The sequence below is a fragment of the uncultured Thioclava sp. genome (assembly GCF_913064665.1).
GTDB lineage: Bacteria > Pseudomonadota > Alphaproteobacteria > Rhodobacterales > Rhodobacteraceae > Thioclava > Thioclava arctica.
Map to the genome: position 1 here is coordinate 66,278 of NZ_CAJYBT010000001.1, position 19,676 is coordinate 85,953.

18 protein-coding genes and 1 pseudogene are annotated in these 19,676 nt (G+C 58.9%); 9 read left to right on the plus strand and 10 right to left on the minus strand.

Annotated elements, in window-relative coordinates:
* The first annotated feature begins 11 nt into the window (after nucleotides 1-11).
* From QZ571_RS00310 to QZ571_RS00335, 6 genes are all read left to right on the plus strand, one after another.
* A complete protein-coding gene (locus tag QZ571_RS00310) occupies nucleotides 12-584 on the plus strand; it encodes a hypothetical protein (protein WP_295529922.1) in 573 nt (190 codons plus the stop codon).
* Nucleotides 584-1,423: a class II fructose-bisphosphate aldolase gene (locus tag QZ571_RS00315; RefSeq protein ID WP_295529926.1), complete on the plus strand. Its 840-nt coding sequence runs from the start codon at nucleotides 584-586 to the stop codon at nucleotides 1,421-1,423. Before QZ571_RS00310 ends, QZ571_RS00315 begins: the two co-directional genes overlap by 1 nt.
* Nucleotides 1,423-2,964 (plus strand): FGGY family carbohydrate kinase, encoded by a 1,542-nt coding sequence (locus QZ571_RS00320; RefSeq protein ID WP_295529929.1) that lies wholly within the window; start codon nucleotides 1,423-1,425, stop codon nucleotides 2,962-2,964. The genes QZ571_RS00315 and QZ571_RS00320 overlap by 1 nt, the downstream gene beginning before the upstream one ends.
* Nucleotides 2,964-4,118, plus strand: a complete 1,155-nt coding sequence (locus QZ571_RS00325; RefSeq protein WP_295529932.1) for an iron-containing alcohol dehydrogenase — start codon at nucleotides 2,964-2,966, stop codon at nucleotides 4,116-4,118. Before QZ571_RS00320 ends, QZ571_RS00325 begins: the two co-directional genes overlap by 1 nt.
* A gap of 17 nt (nucleotides 4,119-4,135) precedes the next feature.
* Complete coding sequence (locus QZ571_RS00330; RefSeq protein WP_295529935.1) at nucleotides 4,136-4,855, plus strand: phosphocholine cytidylyltransferase family protein; 720 nt, start codon at nucleotides 4,136-4,138, stop codon at nucleotides 4,853-4,855.
* Nucleotides 4,856-5,009: 154 nt separating this feature from the next.
* The gene (locus QZ571_RS00335) at nucleotides 5,010-7,061 is read left to right on the plus strand and encodes a CDP-glycerol glycerophosphotransferase family protein (protein WP_295529938.1); all 2,052 of its coding nucleotides are present in this window, start codon (nucleotides 5,010-5,012) and stop codon (nucleotides 7,059-7,061) included.
* Between the two features lie 70 nt (nucleotides 7,062-7,131).
* Here the strand turns inward: QZ571_RS00335 and QZ571_RS00340 are convergent, their stop codons facing one another.
* Nucleotides 7,132-7,797, minus strand: a complete 666-nt coding sequence (locus QZ571_RS00340; RefSeq protein WP_295529941.1) for an HAD family phosphatase — start codon at nucleotides 7,795-7,797, stop codon at nucleotides 7,132-7,134.
* Nucleotides 7,798-7,857: 60 nt separating this feature from the next.
* Here QZ571_RS00340 and QZ571_RS00345 point away from each other — a divergent pair, with 60 nt between their 5' ends.
* A complete protein-coding gene (locus QZ571_RS00345; RefSeq protein WP_295529944.1) occupies nucleotides 7,858-8,652 on the plus strand; it encodes an inositol monophosphatase in 795 nt (264 codons plus the stop codon).
* Here QZ571_RS00345 and QZ571_RS00350 read toward each other — a convergent pair.
* From QZ571_RS00350 to QZ571_RS00380, 7 genes and pseudogenes are all read right to left on the minus strand, one after another.
* Nucleotides 8,649-8,783, minus strand: coding sequence for a hypothetical protein (locus tag QZ571_RS00350; RefSeq protein WP_295530229.1), 135 nt, complete (start codon nucleotides 8,781-8,783; stop codon nucleotides 8,649-8,651). The two genes, QZ571_RS00345 and QZ571_RS00350, sit on opposite strands and share 4 nt — an antisense overlap.
* A 24-nt stretch (nucleotides 8,784-8,807) precedes the next feature.
* Nucleotides 8,808-9,081, minus strand: a pseudogene (locus tag QZ571_RS00355) (transposase); the annotation flags it as partial.
* 91 nt (nucleotides 9,082-9,172) lie between these two features.
* Nucleotides 9,173-10,411 (minus strand): MFS transporter, encoded by a 1,239-nt coding sequence (locus QZ571_RS00360; protein ID WP_295529947.1) that lies wholly within the window; start codon nucleotides 10,409-10,411, stop codon nucleotides 9,173-9,175.
* 237 nt (nucleotides 10,412-10,648) lie between these two features.
* Nucleotides 10,649-11,974 (minus strand): TRAP transporter large permease subunit, encoded by a 1,326-nt coding sequence (locus tag QZ571_RS00365; RefSeq protein WP_295529950.1) that lies wholly within the window; start codon nucleotides 11,972-11,974, stop codon nucleotides 10,649-10,651.
* Nucleotides 11,971-12,567: a TRAP transporter small permease subunit gene (locus tag QZ571_RS00370; RefSeq protein ID WP_295529953.1), complete on the minus strand. Its 597-nt coding sequence runs from the start codon at nucleotides 12,565-12,567 to the stop codon at nucleotides 11,971-11,973. Before QZ571_RS00370 ends, QZ571_RS00365 begins: the two co-directional genes overlap by 4 nt.
* A 71-nt stretch (nucleotides 12,568-12,638) precedes the next feature.
* Nucleotides 12,639-13,658 (minus strand): TRAP transporter substrate-binding protein, encoded by a 1,020-nt coding sequence (locus QZ571_RS00375; RefSeq protein WP_295529956.1) that lies wholly within the window; start codon nucleotides 13,656-13,658, stop codon nucleotides 12,639-12,641.
* Nucleotides 13,659-13,682: 24 nt separating this feature from the next.
* A complete protein-coding gene (locus QZ571_RS00380) occupies nucleotides 13,683-14,216 on the minus strand; it encodes a gluconokinase (protein WP_295529959.1) in 534 nt (177 codons plus the stop codon).
* Nucleotides 14,217-14,324: 108 nt separating this feature from the next.
* Between QZ571_RS00380 and QZ571_RS00385 the strand changes: the two genes are divergently transcribed.
* Both QZ571_RS00385 and QZ571_RS00390 read left to right on the plus strand, forming a co-directional pair.
* Nucleotides 14,325-15,353, plus strand: a complete 1,029-nt coding sequence (locus QZ571_RS00385; RefSeq protein ID WP_295529962.1) for a LacI family DNA-binding transcriptional regulator — start codon at nucleotides 14,325-14,327, stop codon at nucleotides 15,351-15,353.
* 109 nt (nucleotides 15,354-15,462) lie between these two features.
* Nucleotides 15,463-16,767 carry a cytochrome c peroxidase gene (locus tag QZ571_RS00390; RefSeq protein WP_295530232.1) on the plus strand — a complete coding sequence of 435 codons (1,305 nt, stop codon included), beginning with the start codon at nucleotides 15,463-15,465 and terminating at the stop codon, nucleotides 16,765-16,767.
* Here the strand turns inward: QZ571_RS00390 and QZ571_RS00395 are convergent.
* On the minus strand, nucleotides 16,764-18,278 hold the full coding sequence (locus QZ571_RS00395; protein ID WP_295529965.1) for a CRTAC1 family protein: 1,515 nt from the start codon (nucleotides 18,276-18,278) through the stop codon (nucleotides 16,764-16,766). The two genes, QZ571_RS00390 and QZ571_RS00395, sit on opposite strands and share 4 nt — an antisense overlap.
* Nucleotides 18,275-19,543, minus strand: a complete 1,269-nt coding sequence (locus QZ571_RS00400) for an ROK family transcriptional regulator (RefSeq protein WP_295529968.1) — start codon at nucleotides 19,541-19,543, stop codon at nucleotides 18,275-18,277. Before QZ571_RS00400 ends, QZ571_RS00395 begins: the two co-directional genes overlap by 4 nt.
* Between the last annotated feature and the right edge of the window lie 133 nt (nucleotides 19,544-19,676).

Below are 19,676 nucleotides of genomic sequence, written 5' to 3' on the forward strand. Positions count from 1 at the left end.
ATGCGAGCAGAATGGAAACAGCACGCAAATTATTTCCCAAACGGCACCTTTTGAAGATCAAAGGCGATGATCTATCCAAGCACGAGCCGGTTTTGTTGATAAATGCTCAGTCAGAGCAAGCGATCGATGCAAATTGCAGCGAGCGCACGTTCTCGCTGGTGACGCGTGAGCAGGCCGCAGAAGACTGGCGGACCGGTGTTTACTGGTATCTTGACCCACAGCAAGACGGCTCATGGCGCATCTACAACCAAGGACAGGCCGCACATTTGCTCGGCGGCGCACGCGGGGCCGTTCACCTGTTTGGCGAAACCGCGACCAAGAAAGACAAGGGCGCTAGCTGGGGGCTTTATGAGCACAAAGACAGCGGCACCTATGCGTTGCGCCCGCAAGAGGAAGCCTGGCTTACACTCGTAGACGGCGAACTGTCGCTCGAAACCTTTTCAGCAGAGATCCCCAAGACAAGCCTCTGGAAGATTGAACGCCCCGTAGGCGCCAAGCCTATGGTTGAGAGAGAGACAGCGCCGCCATCACTTCCCGGACGCGTCCGCCGCCTGCTTGGACGGATCAAAAGGAAAGTGATGTAATGCAAATTTCCGATCACATGAAAGATGCCGTTGAGAAAGGCTATGCGCTCGCCGCCTTTAACGCGCCAAGTTTTGACGCGATGTCCGCAATCGCAAAGGCGGCCAAGGTGCAAGACAAACCGGTTATCATCCAGACATCCGCCCGCTTGGTGAAACAGCACACAGCTGATGCTGTCGGGCAATGGTTTCAAACCGCGAAGAAAATCTGGGGCGCACAGTGCTACCTTCATCTTGATCACTGCGTGGACCTCGCCTTGATTTCGGACTGCATTGATGCGGGTTGGGACATGGTTATGTTTGACGGTTCTCACTTTGAGATCGGCAAGAACATTGACCTCAGCCAGCAAGTCAGCGCGATGGCGCACCGCAAGGGCGTTGCCGTTGAGGGTGAGATTGGCTGTATCGGCGGAGAAGAAGACGGGCTGTCAGCTGACGCCAACTACGCCAACCCCGACGAAACCGCACGTTTGGTGGCAGAAGGCGGGCTTGATTGCATCGCTGTTGGGTTTGGGAATGTTCACGGCGACTACGAAACCAAAGCCAACCTGCGCTGGGATATTTACGAAGCAGCCTATGACGTGACGGGTTTGCCCTTGGTGCTGCACGGCGGCTCGGGCCTGACAGACGCGGAGTTCGCCCGCGCTATTCGTGCCAAATCAGCCAAGGTGAATATCTCGACTGATTTGAAGAAAGCATATGTTCAGGCGCTCGAGTCTGCGGAGATGAAGGGAAAAATTCTAAGCGCGCCATCAGCCGTGCATGACGCCATTTTCGAGTCCTGCTTCGACGTCGCTGGAACTTACATCAATAAATTCAATCCTACCGAAGGAACACTCTGATGATTATCGTTTTAAACCTTGGTCTAAAGAGCGTTCGGTCCATTATCTACAACGAACAAGGTATGCGAATTGCGAATGCGGGCCGCAGAGTGAACTCGCGTTTGAACGGGGAACTTGTTGAGCAGGATGCGCACGAATGGCGCACCAAGCTGATGGAAGTTCTGCGTGAATCGATCGACGTTTCGGGCCTTGGCGGGAAGATCAAGTATGTCACCGTTGCATGCTCGGCGAGCTGCCTTGTCCCTGTCGACAGAAGCCTAGTGCCAAAATGCCGGGTTATCATGGTGTCAGACAAGCGCGCACGCGACCAAGCTGCGCGCATCTCGCAATCGGAAAACATGGTGAAACTGGCGCAGAAATACGGCTATAAAGCTTCTGAATACAGCCAGATTTCCCGCATGTTGTGGCTCAAGGAAAACGACCCAGCCGCTTACGAAGGCACTTGGAAGTTCCTAGCGCCAAACGACTACCTGACCGCAGTCTTGACGGGCGGGCAGGCCGTAACGGACCAGCTGAACGCCGAGAAGAACTTCTTTGATACCGAAGCGGGCAGCTACCCGGACGCGCTCTATGACGAGTTTGGCCTCGACACTGGCAAGCTTCCCGAGCGTGTCGACATCGGCACCAATGTTGGCAAGCTCGACAAAACCTTGCTCGCGGAAGCGGGGATCACCAGCGACCCGGACATGATCGTCGGCACCTATGACGCTATCTGCTCTGTCTTTGGCACTGGCGTCAGCGCACCGGGCCAGGTTTGCGACGTGTCGGGCACCGTGACGTCCGTGCGGATGTATTCCGACAAGCCCTTCCACGATGACAAGGGTCGGATCATGTGCCAACATTTTCCACCTAGCAACGGCTACCTTTTTGGCGGGTCTAACAACCTTGGCGGCGGGCTTATCGAGTGGGCAAAGACATGCCTCTACACCGGCGACGAGAACCCCTACGAGAAGATGCAAATTGAAACCGAAGGCGACGGGTCATTTGGTTCCAACCGCACCGGGCTTGTGTTCCTGCCGCATTTGCTCGGCGCACGCGCTCCAAGCTGGAACTCGGATGCCAGAGGGATCTTCTTCGGGCTTGAACGCCATCACACACGCGGCGACTTGATGCGCTCAATCTTTGAAAGCGTCGCATTCTCGATCCGCGATTTTCTGGAAATCTTCCACGAAAGTGAAACATCTCCCGAGATGATCACTGCCAGCGGCGGCCTTGCAACAATCAGGATCGCAAACGAGATCAAAGCTTCGATCACGGGCTTGCCCTATCACTTCATGGCTGAGTTTGAATCCACCAGCCTTGGTGCCGCAATCATTGTGATGTGTTCGCAGGGCCGGTTTGAAAGCTACCAGCAGGCCTGTGAGCAGATCGTTGCGACCAAGCAGATATTCCTGCCGCGCGCCCAAGACAAACAATACTATGACGACATGTATGGCCTCTATACAGAACTCAGCATTCAAGCGGATCCGCTGTTCCAGAAGCGCAAGGTGATCATGGAAAAGCACCGCATCAGTGTCGGTGAGTTTGTGGAGAACCTTTGATGGCCAGTTTTGACATTGCGACACGCACCAAAGCCATTTTTGGCGAAGGCAGGCGCGCCGAACTTGGCGGATTGATTGGCGAGACGGCGGACTCAACAACGCTGGTTGTTGCCTCTGCAAGCGCCCTCAAACGGGACATGACGCAAAGCATCGTGGCAACGCTTCAGGCGCAGGGGCCGGTTGTGATCTGGGACAAGGTGCAGCCGAACCCGCGTGTTTCTGACATCGACGCCTGCTTGGAAGCGCATAAAGACAGCGGTATTTCTCATATTGTCGGCATCGGCGGTGGCAGCGCGCTTGATCAGGCGAAAGCCACCGCGATGGCGCTCGACACGGGGCTGACCATCGCAGAGCTTTTGAAGTTGAAGCCGGGCCTGCCCGTGCGCCGCAACACACTAATCTTGATGCCCACGACCAGCGGCACGGGCGCCGAGCTAAGCTATGGTGCTATTCTCACCGACACCGTGAGCGGAGAAAAGCTGGGCCTGCGCGGGGCCAACCAAGCGGCCGACTACGCGATCGTCGACCCAGAGCTGACATATTCCTTGCCGCGTTCAGAAGCCATGGTCACCGGCTTTGATGTGCTCACGCACGCGCTTGAAACCTTCATTTCAACAGCGGCCACGCCTTACACGACTGATCTCTCCAGAGGCGCGGTTGAACGTGTCTTCAAGCACCTGCCAGTGCTGTTTGACGATGGCAACAACAACGAAGCCCGCGCAGAACTTTCGTATGCCAGCATGATGATGGGCATCAACCTTGCCCTCTCGACGACATGCATGCCGCACCGCCTGCAATACCCGATTGGCGCAGAAACCGACACGGCGCACGCAGCTGGCCTCGCGGCGATTTACCCCGCTTGGTTGAAGCATCTCCTCCCGCATGCGGAAGAGAAGCTTGCGCAATGTGCCGACTGGATCGGCGTCGGCGGCAGAAGCCAAGCTGAAAGCGCGCACAACTTTGCACGGGCCACGGTTGAGCTTTTGGAGCGGATCGAGCTTACGCCGACGTTGCAAGAGCTGGGCGTAACCGAAGAAGCGGTTGGCCGTTTTGCATCGGAAGTAAGTGGCAAACTCGAAACCGACCCCAGCTTTAAAGCACGCGATGATCTCGCCAAAATATATCAAGACGCTTGGTCTGGCGCGGGTCTGTAACCCATTAGGAGAAGTCTATGAAAGCCGTCATTCTTGCCGCGGGAAAAGGCAGCCGTATTGCAGATGTTGCGGTCGAAACACCCAAAAGCTTGCTTCCGCTTGGCGACACGACATTGCTGGGCCAATCCCTTGGCCACTTCAAAGCACATGGTGTCACCGAGCTTGTTATCGTTACAGGCTACAAGCGTGACATGATCGCTGACTATACGCGCCAACACTGGGACGGCGCACTTGAGGTGGTCTATAACCCTCACTTCGACCGCACAAATGTGCTCTATTCTTTCTGGCTGGCGATGCCCTATTTGGGCGACGACGACTTTCTGTTTCTGCACGCAGACACTGTCTTCTCTGACGAAGTCATCGCTCGCGTTGTTGCACATCCAAGCTCCGCTCAGATGGTCTTCGCCGTTGACGATCACCCGTGCGAAGAAGAAGAGATGAAGGTTCTAACCAAGAGTAACTTGGTGACAGATGTGAACAAGCAAATGGAGCCAAGCACCTGCAATGGTGAGTTCCTCGGGCTTGCGCGCGTGTCTGGCGAGCAGACAAAAGGTTTGCGCCGCCATGCAGAGCGCCTGTTTGAAGAAGGCGCAATGCAGTCCTTTTTTGAAATGGCCGTGCAACGCATGATCGACGAAGACGGGCTTCAGGTCGAAGTTTGTGACGTCACAGGGTTGCCTTGGCGCGAGGTCGACTTCCCGGAAGATTACGAAGCCGCCCGCGGTTTCTTCGGATGATCAAACGTCCCTATCATGCACGTTAATTGCACCCCCCTTCCCGAAGCACGAGGTTTGGGAAATACAGCCGATTTTCGCCGCAATCGCATCTGCTTGCGTTGCGTATCGTTATTGTTTTTGCACACAGAACCGCTGCGAGATAGCTTTGACGAGCATGACTTATTATGGTGGCGTTGAAATGGCTTCAGATCCTGAATTTACAGAAGAAGAGCTTGTTCAAAAGGCCCATGACGCCTCGGCGCGCCAAGCGAATGATGAAGTCTTGGCTGTGTGTGAAACGCTACGTTCAGCCTATCCGAAATCTGCACATGGCTATGGGCTTGCCGCAGTGGCCTTGCGCAGACTCGGCCAAGTAGACGCATCCAACGCAATGGTTTGGAAATCGGTCAAAGCCATTGGTCTGCGCCCATGGCACCTTATAACGATGGCCGACACGGCAATGGACTTCAAGGATTGGGACGAGGCCTTACGCCGTTGGAAAGACCTTCGCATGGCCTTTCCCGCACACCAGAAAGGCTATTTCCGCGCAGCCGTTGCACATCGCGAGATGGGGCAGCTCGAGGACTGTGACAGGCTGCTGGAAGAAAAGATGTCGCGGATGAAGCCTGAGGCGCCCGACTTTAACCTATGGGCAGACTCTGCCATCGACCGTGGCGAGTGGGAGCTTGCCGCCGACCGGTTGGAGCAAATGCAAAAGGCGTTCCCGAAAGAGCCCAGCGCCCATGTAGCCGGTGCGCGTGTGATGAGCGCGTTTAAGCACGAAAAGAACGCAGCGCACGACAGCCAATACGCCGAAAAGCCGCGCTCTTTGATGCAAGAATTTGACGCTCTGTACCGCGAAATGCGCGACAAAAGCTTTGGCCTGCAAGACATGATAGACGCTGCTGGCTGGATCGTGCGCTGCCGCGCTGTCTCGCCGCAAACCAGAGGCGCGCAACGCCTCTTCCAGCTTGCGGAAACGGATAAAAACCTCGCCAAGGTTCTTGCGGGCGAAACAATTGCGCCGCCCACCTACAGTGCTGATCGTCCGATCAAGCCATTGTTCTTTTTTCCGATAATCACGCAGACAGACAACCTGACACCGCTGCTGGAGAAAATGGCGCAAGACCCGCGCTTTGAGCCGATCATTTTGTGTTCACGCAACCGGGCCAACGACTACGACGACAGCTACGCGTTTTTCTCAAAGACCTATGCACATAACCCGCGCATCACGGTCATCGATGGCGGCGCGCATGTTAACGAAAACATCAGCCCCTATGAGCTAGGCGCTGACGTTGTATTCTTTCACACGCCGTATTCGCACGGGCCGAGCTATCCGTTCTTTTTGTGGGCCGGATTTGTGGCCCGTCACACCCGCGTTGCCCACGTAAACTATGGCTACTTCCTGCTTACGCTCGAAGGCACGGAAAAGCACATTTATGACAACCCGCAAATTCAAGTCGCTGACATGGTGTTCAGTGAAAGTGATGTGAGCGACAGGGTTTTTCGCGCCAGCTTCGGTGATGAGCGGGTGCACAAAACCGGCTACCCTAAATTCGACAGATTCCGCGCCTGCCTCGAGACCGTGCCGTTTGAAGAGCGCGTAAAAGGCAAAGACAAGCTGGATGTCATTTGGACGCCGCACTGGCAGATGGCGGAAGACCCGACAGGTGGCACGCATACCTCAAACTTCACGCGCTATGTTGACACCATGCTCAAGCTTTCAGAGCGCGATGATGTGGTTTTGCACGTCCGTCCGCACCCGCTTTTGCGGCCGCGGCTCAAAGTTCTCGGCATGTATGACTTCGATGAATTTGACGCGATCATGGATACGTTTGAAAAAAACGGTGCTGTTGTCTATCCGGCCAATGAAGGTGTTTCATATGTTGAAGCGCTCATGTCGGCTGATGTGCTGATTTCTGACTTCAGCTCTCTCGTGCCCGAGTTTTTCATTACAGAACGCCCGATCATTTTCTGCCGGACAGACGATGTCTGGAACAACGGCAAATGGATCGGCTCGTTTGGCAAGACGCTCATCAATGAGGGCTGCTATACTGTCGACTCTGAAAATGAGTTGCTGGCGATGCTCTCAACAATCGTCGCTGAGCGAAAGCACCCGAAAATGCAAAACATGCAGCGGCTCATTTCCGAGAACAACCTGTTCCCGGAAGGCTCATCATGCGAGCGGATCGCGGATGTTGTGGCGCAGCGCATCACTGGCGGCTGACAGCGCGATCAGGCGGCACCCCGCCCGACGTCGTGTACAGCGTCGCGACGGCGTGACCCTGATGCGCTTTTCAGCCCGTCAGGAATAGCCGGTTGAATTCGTGATAGTTCGACACCCGGTAGCTGCAATATGCCTCAAAGTCAGGTTTCAGGCATTCTGCGCCGATCCCTATCGTCATCAACCCCGCCCCATGCGCCGACCTCACGCCCGGAAGCGCATCTTCGACCGCAAAGGTGTCGCGCGATTCAAGCGCTAGCTGTCGCAGCGCGTCTTGATAGGGCAAAGGATCAGGTTTTCCCTTGGCCAGTTCGGCCCCAGACACGACGACCGAAACGCAACGACTCAGCCCTAATTGTTCGAGCGCCTCATGGATATGGCGCCGGGGGGAGGATGAACAAACCGCGACCTGCAAGCCGGCATCTGCAAGGCGCTGCACGGCCTGTGATGCACCGGGCAGAGGCTGACGCATCAGCGGCAAAAGGATGTCTGCCTCGGCGCCGATCTGATGGGCCAACGCGCCAAGGCGAGCCGCACTCAGATCGGGGCCAAGGACATGGTTTAGAAACCCACGCAGGCCGCGCCCCACGAAAGCGTCGTAAACCGATTGCGCTACCTCGATGCCCAAGGACGCAACAACGCGGCGTTTCGCCAATTCCCATGCGGGTTCTGACACCACCAGCGTGCCGTCCAGATCGAAAATCGCGGCGCGAAACTGCAAAAGGCTTCGAGTTGTCATTTCTTGTCCCAAGCCTTGGATGGTAGGGTCTGTTCAGTAAAGCATTCAAAGGGAAATGCCATGCCGTCCCAAGACCTTGAAACCCGCTATATTGCCGCCCGTGCGATCGCCCAGGAGGTCGGGGAAATGGCGCTGGACTACTTTCGCAGTTGGGCAGACCTGACAGTTGAGATCAAGGGACATCAGGATTTCGTATCCGAAGCCGACAGGAACGTCGAACTTGCGGTGCGGGCGAAATTGGCAAGGGCCTTTCCCGATGATGGCATCGTTGGCGAAGAAGGCGCGGCTGTTCTTGGAACGAGCGGCTACACTTGGGTGATTGATCCCGTGGATGGCACCACGAATTTTATCAACGGGATTGCGCAATGGTGCGTCATCCTGGCCTGCGTCTTTCAAGGTCAGGTGGTGATCGGGGTCGTGCATGACCCGGTGCATAACGAACTGCACCACGCGGTTTTGGGGGGTGGCGCCTTTTGCAACGACCGCGCGATCCGATGTTCGCCCAAAACCAGCCTGCAAGAGGGGTCGTTGGGCGTGGGCTTTTCCGGTCGCACGCATGGCGACGGCATTCAGCGGCTTGCGGCACTGTGCGGTGCGGCGGGCACTATGTTTTGGCGCAATGGCTCGGGCGGGCTGTCGCTGGCTTATGTCGCCTCCGGGCGTATTCTTGGCTATGTAGAAGAGCATATGAACGCGTGGGATTTCATGGCCGGGCATCTGCTTGTTTCAGAAGCCGCGGGAATTATAGAGCCGGTCGACATCGAGCATGCGCTTGTACATGGAGGCCGGGTAGTGGTGGCCAGTGCGGGCGTCTATGACGCCACAAAAGCATTGGCCGAGGCGGCTTTTTCTTAATCGTTCGAGATCAGAACCGGGCCTGAAACTGCGAATGAAATGGTGACCTCCTCGCCGACTGAGAAGGGGGTGCCCACATCCTCTGCGGTGGCAAATGCCGTGCCGAAAGCCGCCGTGACCGTATATTCCATCCGAGTCCCGATATAGGTCGCCTTGTCGATCAGCAGGTGCAGCGGGCCGTTGGTACCACGATGGGGATATTCACCGCCAAGGTCTTCTGGTGGCGGCTGAACGTATTGAAGTCGGGCACCACCCCGTCGAGGCCGACCAGCCGTAGCAGGCTCTCGACAAACCCGGTCGTCTGCCAAAGCGCCATGCCGAACAGCATTTTCATCGAAAGACAGGTCTAGATCGCCCCGGCGCTGGAGCGTTTCATTGTAGGTCGGCCAGTTCAGGGTCTTGTAGGTCGGGGGGTGTCGGCCTGTTCATGCGACCCAGCTATCATGCTGGATTCACAAGATGAATCCCCTCACATGATTTGTGCAGCCGAGCCGCTGGGTTGGCATGCATCTGGTGTGCCTTAGCGCAAGATTTCCCGTCTGCGCACGATCCCAGAGGCAAGTGTCAGCGCAATCGATGCCAGCACGCACCAACCCGACATCCAGAGCATCTGCGTCGCAAGCCCGATACCCATATCGATCAGAAGACCGCTTAACCCCGGCCCAATCGCGGTCGAAAGAACCATTGCGGCCACCACGATCGCTCGAATGCCACCCAGATTTGCGACGCCATAAACCTCGGGCCAAAGCGCTCCCAGCAGCGTCGAGGTAAACCCATTGCTGATCCCGAGCAGCAGCATGAAGACATAGACCCCCCAAACAGGCGTCACCAGCGCAACCGCCGCAGCGGCCACGGCCAGCGGTGCCAGAAAGAACGGCAACAGTTTCAGCGCCCCGATACGGTCCACCAGAAACCCGCATAAAATACCCGAGAAGACGGTCATGATCGACGTAATCGGAAACGCTATCGCAAAAACGCTGGGGCTATAGCCACGCAGCTCTATCAGATAGCCTTGCTGGAAAAATATCACGGTCGCGATGTACGCGGGGGCAAGCGTTCCGGCGAGAAGCAGATAGAGGACGGGATCAAAGATCACCTCTTTGCGGGTCCAGTCCCGGGCGGTCCGATGCTGCGCCCTTTGTATGTCATCGGATTGGGGCGTTCGCTCGACCCGCATCAACAGATAGATCATCGGGAAGCCCACGATCAGAACAAGTATGGCGCACGCAAACCAAGGCATCCGCCAATTCCCGGTCGCGGCCGTCATAAAAATCACCAGCGCCGGGAGAAGCGTTGATCCCAATTGCTGCCCCGGGGTAATGAGCGCGATGGCGCGACCGCGATTGGCAGAAAACCAGCGCCCGATTTCCGTAAATGCCGTTTCGGTCATCATGCCCTGCCCGAAAAGGCGCAGCAAAAACAACGCGAAGCCAAGGATAATGACATTCGGAGCGAGCGCCATCAAAAGGCAGGCCAATGCCAAGGCAGGCATGGTGAAGCGTATCACCTTCCAGCCAGGCATCACATCAAGGCTGCGCCCAAGCCACAAAAGGGTGACAGCGCTTGATATGGTCGCGATCATATACAGACCGCCAAAAGCCCCGCCCGACAGGTTGAAGGTCGCGCGGATATCGTTGCCGAAAAGTCCGATGAAGAATGTCTGACCGAAGGACGAATAAAACGTCAGGAGAAACCCGCCCCCCAGCCACCGGGCGTTGTGCATCACAAAGCGGGCAATCTCGCGCAGGGATGAGAGCATGTTCAACGCCTTATTCCATAGTCGTGTTATGCAGAAAGGAACCTTGCAGGATGGCAACCCAACGGCCCACACCATCACCCCGCGCGATCAAACACCATCCAAGGCGCGGCATCAATCCGTGGCAGGGCCAGCGTTCAATCTGAATTGCTAATGCTCTGATATGCTGAGGAGAACGGCCCCAAGCTGAGGCCTCATTGGCAACACCCGGCCACGACACGCGCGGCCGGGTGTTGCGTATCAATGTCCGGTGATGCCGGGGAAGGCGACCAGCAGCCCAACGGCAAACACCTGAATCGCGATGAACGGCAACAGCGAGCGGAAAATCTCGCCAAGGCTGACATCCTTGGGCGCGACCGACTTGAGGTAGAAGGCGGCGGGCCCGAAGGGTGGCGACAGAAAGCTGACCTGCATATTCATCGCAAACAGCACGCCAAACCACACCGGGTCATAGCCCAGATCTTTCACGATCGGCACGAAGATCGGCATCGTCAGCAGTGCGATCCCGACCCAGTCCAAAAACATACCCAGGAAGAACAGGATCGCCATCATCGTCAGGATCACCACGATCGGCACATCCGACACGCCCTTGAGCAGCGCCGAGACGAAATCAATCCCGCCCATCAGGTTGAACACCCCCACCAGCGCAGAGGCCCCGATCCCGATCCACACAATCATCCCGCACGTGCCCAGCGTTTGCAGTGCCGCCCCTTTGAGCATCGCGAACGTCAACTCGCGCCGGATCAGCGTCGAAAGCATCACCCCCGCCACGCCCAGCGCCGAGGCTTCGGTGACGCTGGCGATCCCGCCATAGATCGAGCCCAGAACAAAGCCGATCACCAGAACCGGCAAGACCAGCCCTTTGAGCAGCTTGAGCTTTTCCGACCACGGGCGGTCATCGGGTTCGGGCATCGGCGCAAGCTCGGGGTTAAGTTTGACGCGGACAATCACGAACAGCACATAGAATGCCGCCAGCATGAAGCCCGGAATAAAGGCCGAGCTGAACAGATCGCCAATCGAGACATTCGCGGTCAGCCCGTAGATGATCAGCACGATCGAGGGCGGCACCATCGTGCCCAGCGACCCGCCCGCACAGATCACGCCAATCGCGAGCTTGCGGTCATAGCCCTGCCGGATCATCTGCGGCAGCGCCAGCAGACCCAGCAGCACGATTTCGCCGCCGATAATGCCCGACATCGCCGCGAGGATCACTGAGACGAAAATGGTCTGGATCGCCACCGCGCCCCGCATCCGCCCGCCGACTAGTTTCATCGCCTCGAACAGATCGCGCGCGATGCCGGATCGGTCCAGCAGCGCCGCCATCATCACGAACATCGGCACCGAGACGAAGACAAAGCTTGAGACGAACGAATAGACCCGGCTGGTAATCAGCGGGACCGCCATCGGCCCGAACCAGCCCAGCGCGAAGATCAGCGCGACCAGCAGCGTCACGAACGCCAGCGGGATGCCCGTCAGCAACAGCGCAATCAGCAGCACGAACAGCAACACCGTGCCATAGCCAATCCCAAGCGCCGACAGATCGAAATGTAAAAGATGGTCGATCATTTGGCGGCCCCTTTGCTGGGGGTGCCGCGCAGATAACGCACCGCCATGATCAAGAATTGCACCACCATCAGGCACAAAACGACAAACAAGAAAATCTTGAGCAAAGCCGGGAAGATCGGGTCCCAGGCACTGCCCGAGGTTTCAAAATGAATGCCTCCTCCGGGTCGAATGACTGCCTTGGTGACCATCCCGAAAGCGGCCCAGGCAAAGAAGCCGGCAGCGAACAGGCAGACCAGCGAGATCACCGCATCAAGGATGCGTTTCGCGCGTCCGGTCACCAGATCGTAGATCAGCACGACACGGATATGGCTGTTGCGCACCACGCAATACAAACCGCCATAAACAAAGGCCATCGCGCAGAGAAAAATCGTGGTTTCATGCGCCCAGATCGTCGGGCTGTCGAAACCATAGCGCAGCACCACCTCGTTGAGCAGGATCAGCGCGGAGGCGATGATACCGATCGCAAAGACGATCCCGAACGCGTCAATCGCGCGGCCCAAAAAGCCTGTTTCGGGGATCGCACCGTGTTCGGCGTCAACTTGTGTGGGTTCGGGCGCGTGTGGCGCGCCCTCGTTCGGGTCGGGCTTGGACATGGGGGAACCGCTGATGTCGGGAAAAATGGAGGTGGGCAGGGCCGCCACAGGCAGCCCCGCCCGCGTTCAGATCAAAGCAGGTTGTTCTGCTTGAGATACGCGGTCAGCACGTCATAGACATGCTGGGCCTTGTCCGATTTCTTCGCGACCTTCTCCCACTGGGTGATCGCGATGCGGCGGAATTTGGCGCGCTCTTCGTCCGACCAGTTGTGGATATGGATCTTGCCGCCAGCTTCGGCTGCAGCCACCGCCTTTTTGTCGGCAGCGGCCAGATCGTTCACCTCAGTCGTCGCGAATGTCTTGACCGAATCCTCAAAGGCTTTTTGCAACTCGGGCGACAGGCTGTCCCATTCTTTCTTGTTCATCGCGACGCCCACCAGCGGCATCGAGTGGAACCCCGGATAGACCGGATTGGGCGCGATGTCGTTCAGGCCCTGCGCCTGATTGGTCGAGAACACGGTATAGTCGGCCGCGTCGATCACGCCCTTGTCGAGCGCGGTATAAACCTCAGATCCGGGCAGGTTCACCGGGGCGGCACCCGCGGCTGCAAACACGTCTTGCACCAGACCTTCGGGGGCGCGCATCTTGAGGCCCTTGAGATCGGCCACGCCATCCAGCGGCACCTTCGAGACCAGCGATTCAAGCCCCGTCGTGGTTGAACCGACATAGTGCACCCCATAGGGTTCGAACAGATCATTGGCGAGCTGCTGACCGCCGCCATTGTTCATGAAATCAAGCAATTGATCGGTGCTCGACCATGCGCCAACCGGGTTGCCAAGCAACGAAAATGCCGGGTCCTTGCCTGCGAAATACGAGATGTCGGTGACGATACCGTCGATGATGCCCGCGCCCGTCGCGTCGAGCGTCTCGTTATGCTCGACGACCGAGCCCACCGGCATCATCTCGATCTGGATCTGGTCGTCGGTCAGCTTGGCGAGGTTTTTCGTCCAATTTTGCTGCAAGATGAAGTTCGGATTGCCCGCGGGGTCCGAGCTTTGGAACTTGTATTTGTGCACCTCGGCTTGCGCGGTGCTCGCCAGTGCCAGCGATGCTACGGTGGCCAGCGCGATATTGCGGATGGTGTTCGTCATGGTGTCCTCCCTTAAACGACGAAGTCAACTTTGCGGGGCATTGCCCCATTCGCTTAGTATCTGCGCACACAGCACCTCTGGCGGGTGGGTAATGTCGCAGATCAACGGGGCTTCCTCGGGCCCCGGTGGCTCCAGATCGGCAAGCTGGCTGTCCAGCAGCGCGATCGGCATGTAGTGGTTTTCGCGTGCCGCCATACGCTGAGCGATCAGTGCGCGCGGCCCGGTGAGATGCGCGATATGCATCGTGCCAAGGCCTTTGCGCAGCCGCTCGCGATAGCTGAGTTTGAGCGCCGAGCAGGCGAAAACGACGAGCGACGCCTCGTGTTGCGCGGCTTTGACCACCTCGGTCACCCGGTCTAGCCACCCCCATCGCATCGCATCATTCAGCGGCAACCCTGCCGCCATATGAGCCACGTTTTCGGCGGGGTGATAATCATCGGCATCAAGATAAATGCCCCCGGCAACCTTGGCGATCCGCATAGCCAGCGTCGTCTTACCGGTGCCGCAAACTCCCATCACAAGAATGGGTGGCCGCGTGAGGCTGGGTGCGTTTGTCATCTTGCCATCTTCGGTCTTGCCGTGTTTCCTAAGGCCAGAGAGTTAATGTAAGCGGTTACATTCGTCAATCCAACTTCAAGTTGTCTGGTGCCGCGCATCGAGGGCTGAATGAAAAAATCAATAGAAAACAAATCAGTAAAGATGCGCGACGTCGCCGATCATGTGGGTGTAAGCGTTGCCACAGTTTCGCGCGCCCTGCGCAACCCCGAGGTCGTGTCCGAGGCGTTACGCACTAAAATTGCCGCCGCCATCGAATCACTGGGATATCTGCCCGATCCGGCGGCGCGCGCCTTGGCCTCGACCCGGTCGGACGTGATCGGGGTGATTTTGCCCTCGGTCACCAACAACGTCTTTTCAGCGGTGATGGACGGGATTTATTCGGCGGCGGAAGGTACGCGCTATTCGGTGCAGCTGGGCTATTCGCGCTACGCGCCGCTTTCAGAAGAGAACCTGATCCGGCTGTTTTTGCGTCAGCGCCCGACCGGCTTGATCGTGACCGGAATCGATCAGACCGACGCCGCAAAAGCGCTGTTGCAAGAGGCCGATTGCCCGGTCGTTCAGATCATGGAAACCGGACCCGCGCCGCATGACCGCATGATCGGGTTTTCGCACTATCAGGCCGCGCGAGCCGCCACCGCGCATCTCATCGCGCAGGGCTATTCTCAGCCCGGCTTCCTCGGCGCGCGCATGGACCCGCGCACGCAACGCCGCCTGCAAGGTTTTCGCGACGAATTGCGCGCGCACGGGATTGACGAGGGACGGCGCGTTCACAGCACGACCTACCCCTCATCGGTCACATTGGGCGGGCATCTGCTGGCGCAGCTGATGGATGCGGCTCCCGAAACGGACGCGATTTTCTGCATCAATGATGACCTTGCGCTGGGCGCGATGTTCGAGGCGCAGCGGCGCAATCTGCGTATCCCGCAAGATCTTGGGATCTGCGGCTTCAATGATATGGAAATGATGGGCGCGGCCGAGCCCTCCCTCACCTCGGTGCGCACGTTTCGGCGCGAGATGGGCGCGGGCGCGGTCCAGCTTATTCTCGACGCATTATCGGACGGGGCGCGTTCAGATGGCAATATCGTCGATCTTGGATTCGAGATCATGCCGCGGCATTCAACCCGGCGGAACAGCTAGGACCTATCTGCCCGATCCCTGTCGGCAAACCCTTGCCTGCGCGCCGCACTCGATAGAAGATCAGACACAGGGAGACGGTTTGGGGGGAAGCATGCTATCGCGTTTCGTCATGGTGGTTGGGCTGGGGCTTTTGGCGGCGCCGGTGTTCGCGTGGGACTTGCCCGCGCCGATCACGAATGACGACTACGCCCCGGTCGACCCCGCCGAGGCAGCCCTTGGGCGCGATCTGTTTTACGACCCGATCTTGTCGGGCAATCGCAATATTGCCTGTGCGTCGTGCCACCATCCGCGCTTTGCCACCTCGGACGGGCTGAGCCTTGGTTTGGGCGAGGGCGCGGTCGGGTTGGGCCCGCAGCGCCATATAACCGACACCAATATTCCCGAGCAGCGCGTGCCGCGCAATTCGCCAGCGCTGTTTAATCTGGGCGCGCATGCCTTCACCCGGCTGTTCGATGACGGCCGGATCGAGGCCGATCCAACGCGCCCGTCGGGCCTGCGCACGCCGATGGAAGACGAGATGGTGAGCGGCTTTGCCTCGGTCCTGTCGGCGCAGACGATGTTTCCGGTTCTGTCGCCTGATGAGATGGCAGGGCATTATTCCGAAAACGAGATCTCCAAGGCGGTGCGCTCGGGTCGCATCACCGGGCCGGGTGGGGCGTGGGACAAGATTGCCGCGCGGGTTGCAGGCGTGCCCGATTATGCCACCCGATTTGGGCTGGTCTATCCCGAGATCGCCGCCGGTCGGGCGCTGGATTTCACCGATATTTCCAACGCGATTGCGGCCTTTGTCGCCTATGAATGGCGCTCGGATCAAAGCCCGTTCGATGCCGCCTTGCGCCATGAGACCTCGCTTACAGGGCAGGCCGCCGTGGGCGCGCAGATGTTTTATGGGGATTTAGGCTGTGCGCGTTGTCACTCCGGCCCCTTCCTGAGCGATCAGGCGTTTCACGCGATGGGAGCGCCGCAGATCGGGCCGGGCAAGGCCGAACGCTTTGAAAGCCATTCGCGCGATGAGGGACGGATGCGGGTCACCGGACGCCGCGAAGACCGCTTTGCCTTTCGCACGCCAAGCCTGCGCAACGTTTTGCAGACCGGGCCTTGGGGGCATGCGGGCGCGCATGACGATCTACGCGTCTTTTTGGCCGATCATGCCGCCAGAGGGGCGGCACTTGCGGGGTATCAGCGGGCAGTGATCTTGCCGGTTCTGCCCAACACCAAACCCGACTGGGCGGTGATGGAGGACCCCACGCAGGTGGCGGACATCGCGGCCGCTGCGGGCAAAGGCATCACGCTGACGCCGCCGCAGATTGAGGCACTGATGGCGTTTCTCGCGACCCTCAGCGATCCGGTGGCATTGCAGGGGCGCATGGGCATTCCCGCCACGGTGCCAAGCGGGTTGCCCGTCGATCGCTAATCGGCGCGGCTGATCTGCGTACAGCGATCCGGGGCAATCGACCGCCAGCTATCGACGCGACCATCGGGCCAGATCACGCGCGCCTCGGCTTGGGTCATGGCCCCCAATCCGAAATGCAAGGGCCCCGCCTGGCCACCGGCATGGCCGCCGCCTACGGTCACTTCTTGCGATTGCACCCGGCCATCGCTGCGGATCTCGACCCAAGCGCCGACCGCGTTACGGTTGGGTCCGGGCTGACTTAGCGCAACGCCCGCCCAATGGCCCGTGTCTGCGGTCACGTTGCGCCACAGCTCCATCGGTGCGCGGCGGTTCATCACGACCAGATCAAGCCGCCCATCCGCGTTCAGATCAACCAGTGCCGCGCCACGCGAGCGATCCGTCGTGGCAATGCCCGCGACATCGGCTTTCTCGACGAATGTGCCATCCGCGCGCTGCATCAGCAGGTTGTTGGGGTCGTGGATCGCGTTCGAGGGCATCTGATCGACATTGCCCTTGGCGATGAACAGATCGGCGCGCCCATCATTATCCACATCGCCGAATTCCGCGTGCCAGCCGGTCGAGGGACGGCCGTCATCGCCGAGAAACGGACGCTGCGAATAGGTGCCGATGGCGAATGGCGCGTTTTCAAACCCGGTGCCGCGATTAAATTGCAGCAGTTGATCGCCCATCGAGGTCATCATCACCTCGGGCAGGCCATCGCCGGTGATGTCGCGGCTGGCGATGCCCATCCCCCAAAGCGAAACATGTTTCCAATCGGGGCGCTCGTGCAGAGGGGACAGCTCGAACATCTGCTCATAGCCGCCGTGCACATAATAGTGACGATCGTTCGACAGGCGCAGTTGCGGATCCCCGTTGCGCTGCCAATCCGAGATCAGCGCCGACAGCGTGCAATAGCCCGGATCGATCTGCTCGACCCGGCCATACCCCTCACCGTCCGGGCGGATAAGCTGCGATCGGTCGCAGGCCTCAAACGGACCATCGGGGTTGGCGCGATCCACGTAATTGCCAAAGAACAGGGTGGGGCGGGCTTGGCCTGCCTCCCATGTGGCCGTGAAGGCGGTGGTCCAGGCGTCATTGCTGGGCAGCCCCCAAGTGGCAGTCGCATCCTCAAACTGGCAATTGCCCAAACCGCGCAGCAACTGGTTCGCCCCGACCCGCAGAACGGCCAAATCCATGACCCCGTCGCCGTTGATATCCAGCGGATAGGCACCGGTGGTTTCAAGGATTTCGGGCGCGTGGCCGTCAGCGAATTGCAGCGCCCCGCCGGGCTCAGAGCGGTTGACGAACAGGGCTGCCGGGCCGCTTCCGCCTGCCGCGAAAAGATCGGGCTTGGCATCGCCATTGCAGTCAAACACCGCGACGCCGCCACCGACGAAATGCTCCCATCCACCGGAATAGACATGCGCGAAGGGCAGCCCACCTGCGTCATTTTCAAACGCGGGATCGGCGCATGCGGGGGCCGCGATCATCGCAGACAGAGCGATCAGGCAAAGGGCGCGACGCGGTGTCATTGGGCGGCCATCTCCCGTGCTTGTCCCAGCATCTGCTCAGTCACCTCATGCAGCGCCAGCGCCGCAGCTCCATGCGCCCAAAGCAGATCGCCCCAGGCGTGAATTTCCACCGGCGGCGGCGTGCGCCCGGTATCAAGCATCATCTCGGACATCTCCGACAAGGTGTCGCGCGCATAAAGATAATCATAGCGCATCCGCTCTCCCGACAAGATCAGCAATTGCGGATCAAACAGGTTCACGACATTGGACAGGCCCAGCGCAAGATAGCGCCCGGCACGGCGAAAGATCGCGCGGGCGGCCCCGTTCCCGGCCTTGGCGTGATCGAACAGGCTTTCCAGCATGACCCCGACCGAGCGCGTCTCAAGCGTCGAGATATTGAGCGCCGTGCGGGCCTCGCGCACCAGCGCATAATCGGCCAAATAAGCCTCAAGGCAGCCGCGCTGACCGCAGCGACACAGCGCCCCGTCCAGTTGAACCTTGGTATGGCCAAGCTCCATCCCCATGCCGCGTGCACCGCGATACAGCTGATGATTGATGACATAGCCCATCCCGACACCATGCTCGATTGTGACCACGGCAAAATCGGACAATGCACGCCCTGCCCCGAACCACAGCTCGGCCAGCGTCACAAGATTGGCGTCATTGTCGATATGCGTCGGGATGCCAAGCCGGTCCTGCACGGCGCTGCGCAGCGGGAAGTGCCGTGTATCGAGGATCGGCGACCAGTGCACGATACCGCTTGTCCCGTCGACAAAGCCGGGAACACCCAGACCCAAGGCGCGGAAGTCTGTCACCGCAAGGCCGCTGCGGCTGCACAGCGTCGCGACAAGATCGGCGGCCGCTTCGACAACCGCTTGCGGGTCCAGCGCACCGGGGGCCTGCTCAATCGCGGCAGAGGCCACGACATTGCCCGCGAAATCCACGATGACCCCGGTATGTTCGCGATCCGACAGCTTGATGCCCACGACATGATGCGTGCCTCGGCGCACCCGCAACGACACCGCCGGACGCCCGCGCGCGCTTTCGGTGTCGCGCGGCGCGGTGCTTTCTTCGAGCAGCCCCCCCTCGATCAATTCCGAAGTGATGGTGGTCACGGAGGCCGGGCTGACCCCAAGATCTTTGGCCAATTGCACCCGCGCAATCTCGCCCGAAGCGCGCACGCGTTCAAAGATTTGCTGGCGCAAAGGGCGGGTCGGGTTGGCGAGGGGCAGAATCAGCGGGCCGCAGCCAATGGCGGTATTCTCTGTGCTGCGCTGCGAGATCATCCGCTATTTCCTTTGGTCAGTTAAGTAAATTAGCACCATTCGCGCCCAGTTCGCCCAAGATTGCGCCGCAACGCAGCGAAAACAAGCTCTGGAATAACACCTCTCTAGTGTTTCGCTGAATTTTTATTTTGAC

Bases quoted from the DNA above. Each gene is read 5' to 3' on its own strand.
- QZ571_RS00315 (WP_295529926.1), top strand. From the start codon at position 584: ATGCAAATTTCCGATCACATGAAAGATGCCGTTGAGAAAGGCTATGCG.
- QZ571_RS00390 (WP_295530232.1), top strand. From the start codon at position 15,463: ATGGTGGTTGGGCTGGGGCTTTTGGCGGCGCCGGTGTTCGCGTGGGAC.
- QZ571_RS00400 (WP_295529968.1), bottom strand. From the start codon at position 19,543: ATGATCTCGCAGCGCAGCACAGAGAATACCGCCATTGGCTGCGGCCCG.
- QZ571_RS00340 (WP_295529941.1), bottom strand. From the start codon at position 7,797: ATGACAACTCGAAGCCTTTTGCAGTTTCGCGCCGCGATTTTCGATCTG.
- QZ571_RS00310 (WP_295529922.1), top strand. From the start codon at position 12: ATGGAAACAGCACGCAAATTATTTCCCAAACGGCACCTTTTGAAGATC.
- QZ571_RS00325 (WP_295529932.1), top strand. From the start codon at position 2,964: ATGGCCAGTTTTGACATTGCGACACGCACCAAAGCCATTTTTGGCGAA.
- QZ571_RS00330 (WP_295529935.1), top strand. From the start codon at position 4,136: ATGAAAGCCGTCATTCTTGCCGCGGGAAAAGGCAGCCGTATTGCAGAT.
- QZ571_RS00380 (WP_295529959.1), bottom strand. From the start codon at position 14,216: ATGACAAACGCACCCAGCCTCACGCGGCCACCCATTCTTGTGATGGGA.
- QZ571_RS00320 (WP_295529929.1), top strand. From the start codon at position 1,423: ATGATTATCGTTTTAAACCTTGGTCTAAAGAGCGTTCGGTCCATTATC.
- QZ571_RS00350 (WP_295530229.1), bottom strand. From the start codon at position 8,783: ATGGAATATACGGTCACGGCGGCTTTCGGCACGGCATTTGCCACCGCA.
- QZ571_RS00345 (WP_295529944.1), top strand. From the start codon at position 7,858: ATGCCGTCCCAAGACCTTGAAACCCGCTATATTGCCGCCCGTGCGATC.
- QZ571_RS00385 (WP_295529962.1), top strand. From the start codon at position 14,325: ATGAAAAAATCAATAGAAAACAAATCAGTAAAGATGCGCGACGTCGCC.
- QZ571_RS00370 (WP_295529953.1), bottom strand. From the start codon at position 12,567: ATGTCCAAGCCCGACCCGAACGAGGGCGCGCCACACGCGCCCGAACCC.
- QZ571_RS00365 (WP_295529950.1), bottom strand. From the start codon at position 11,974: ATGATCGACCATCTTTTACATTTCGATCTGTCGGCGCTTGGGATTGGC.
- QZ571_RS00335 (WP_295529938.1), top strand. From the start codon at position 5,010: ATGACTTATTATGGTGGCGTTGAAATGGCTTCAGATCCTGAATTTACA.
- QZ571_RS00375 (WP_295529956.1), bottom strand. From the start codon at position 13,658: ATGACGAACACCATCCGCAATATCGCGCTGGCCACCGTAGCATCGCTG.
- QZ571_RS00360 (WP_295529947.1), bottom strand. From the start codon at position 10,411: ATGCTCTCATCCCTGCGCGAGATTGCCCGCTTTGTGATGCACAACGCC.
- QZ571_RS00395 (WP_295529965.1), bottom strand. From the start codon at position 18,278: ATGACACCGCGTCGCGCCCTTTGCCTGATCGCTCTGTCTGCGATGATC.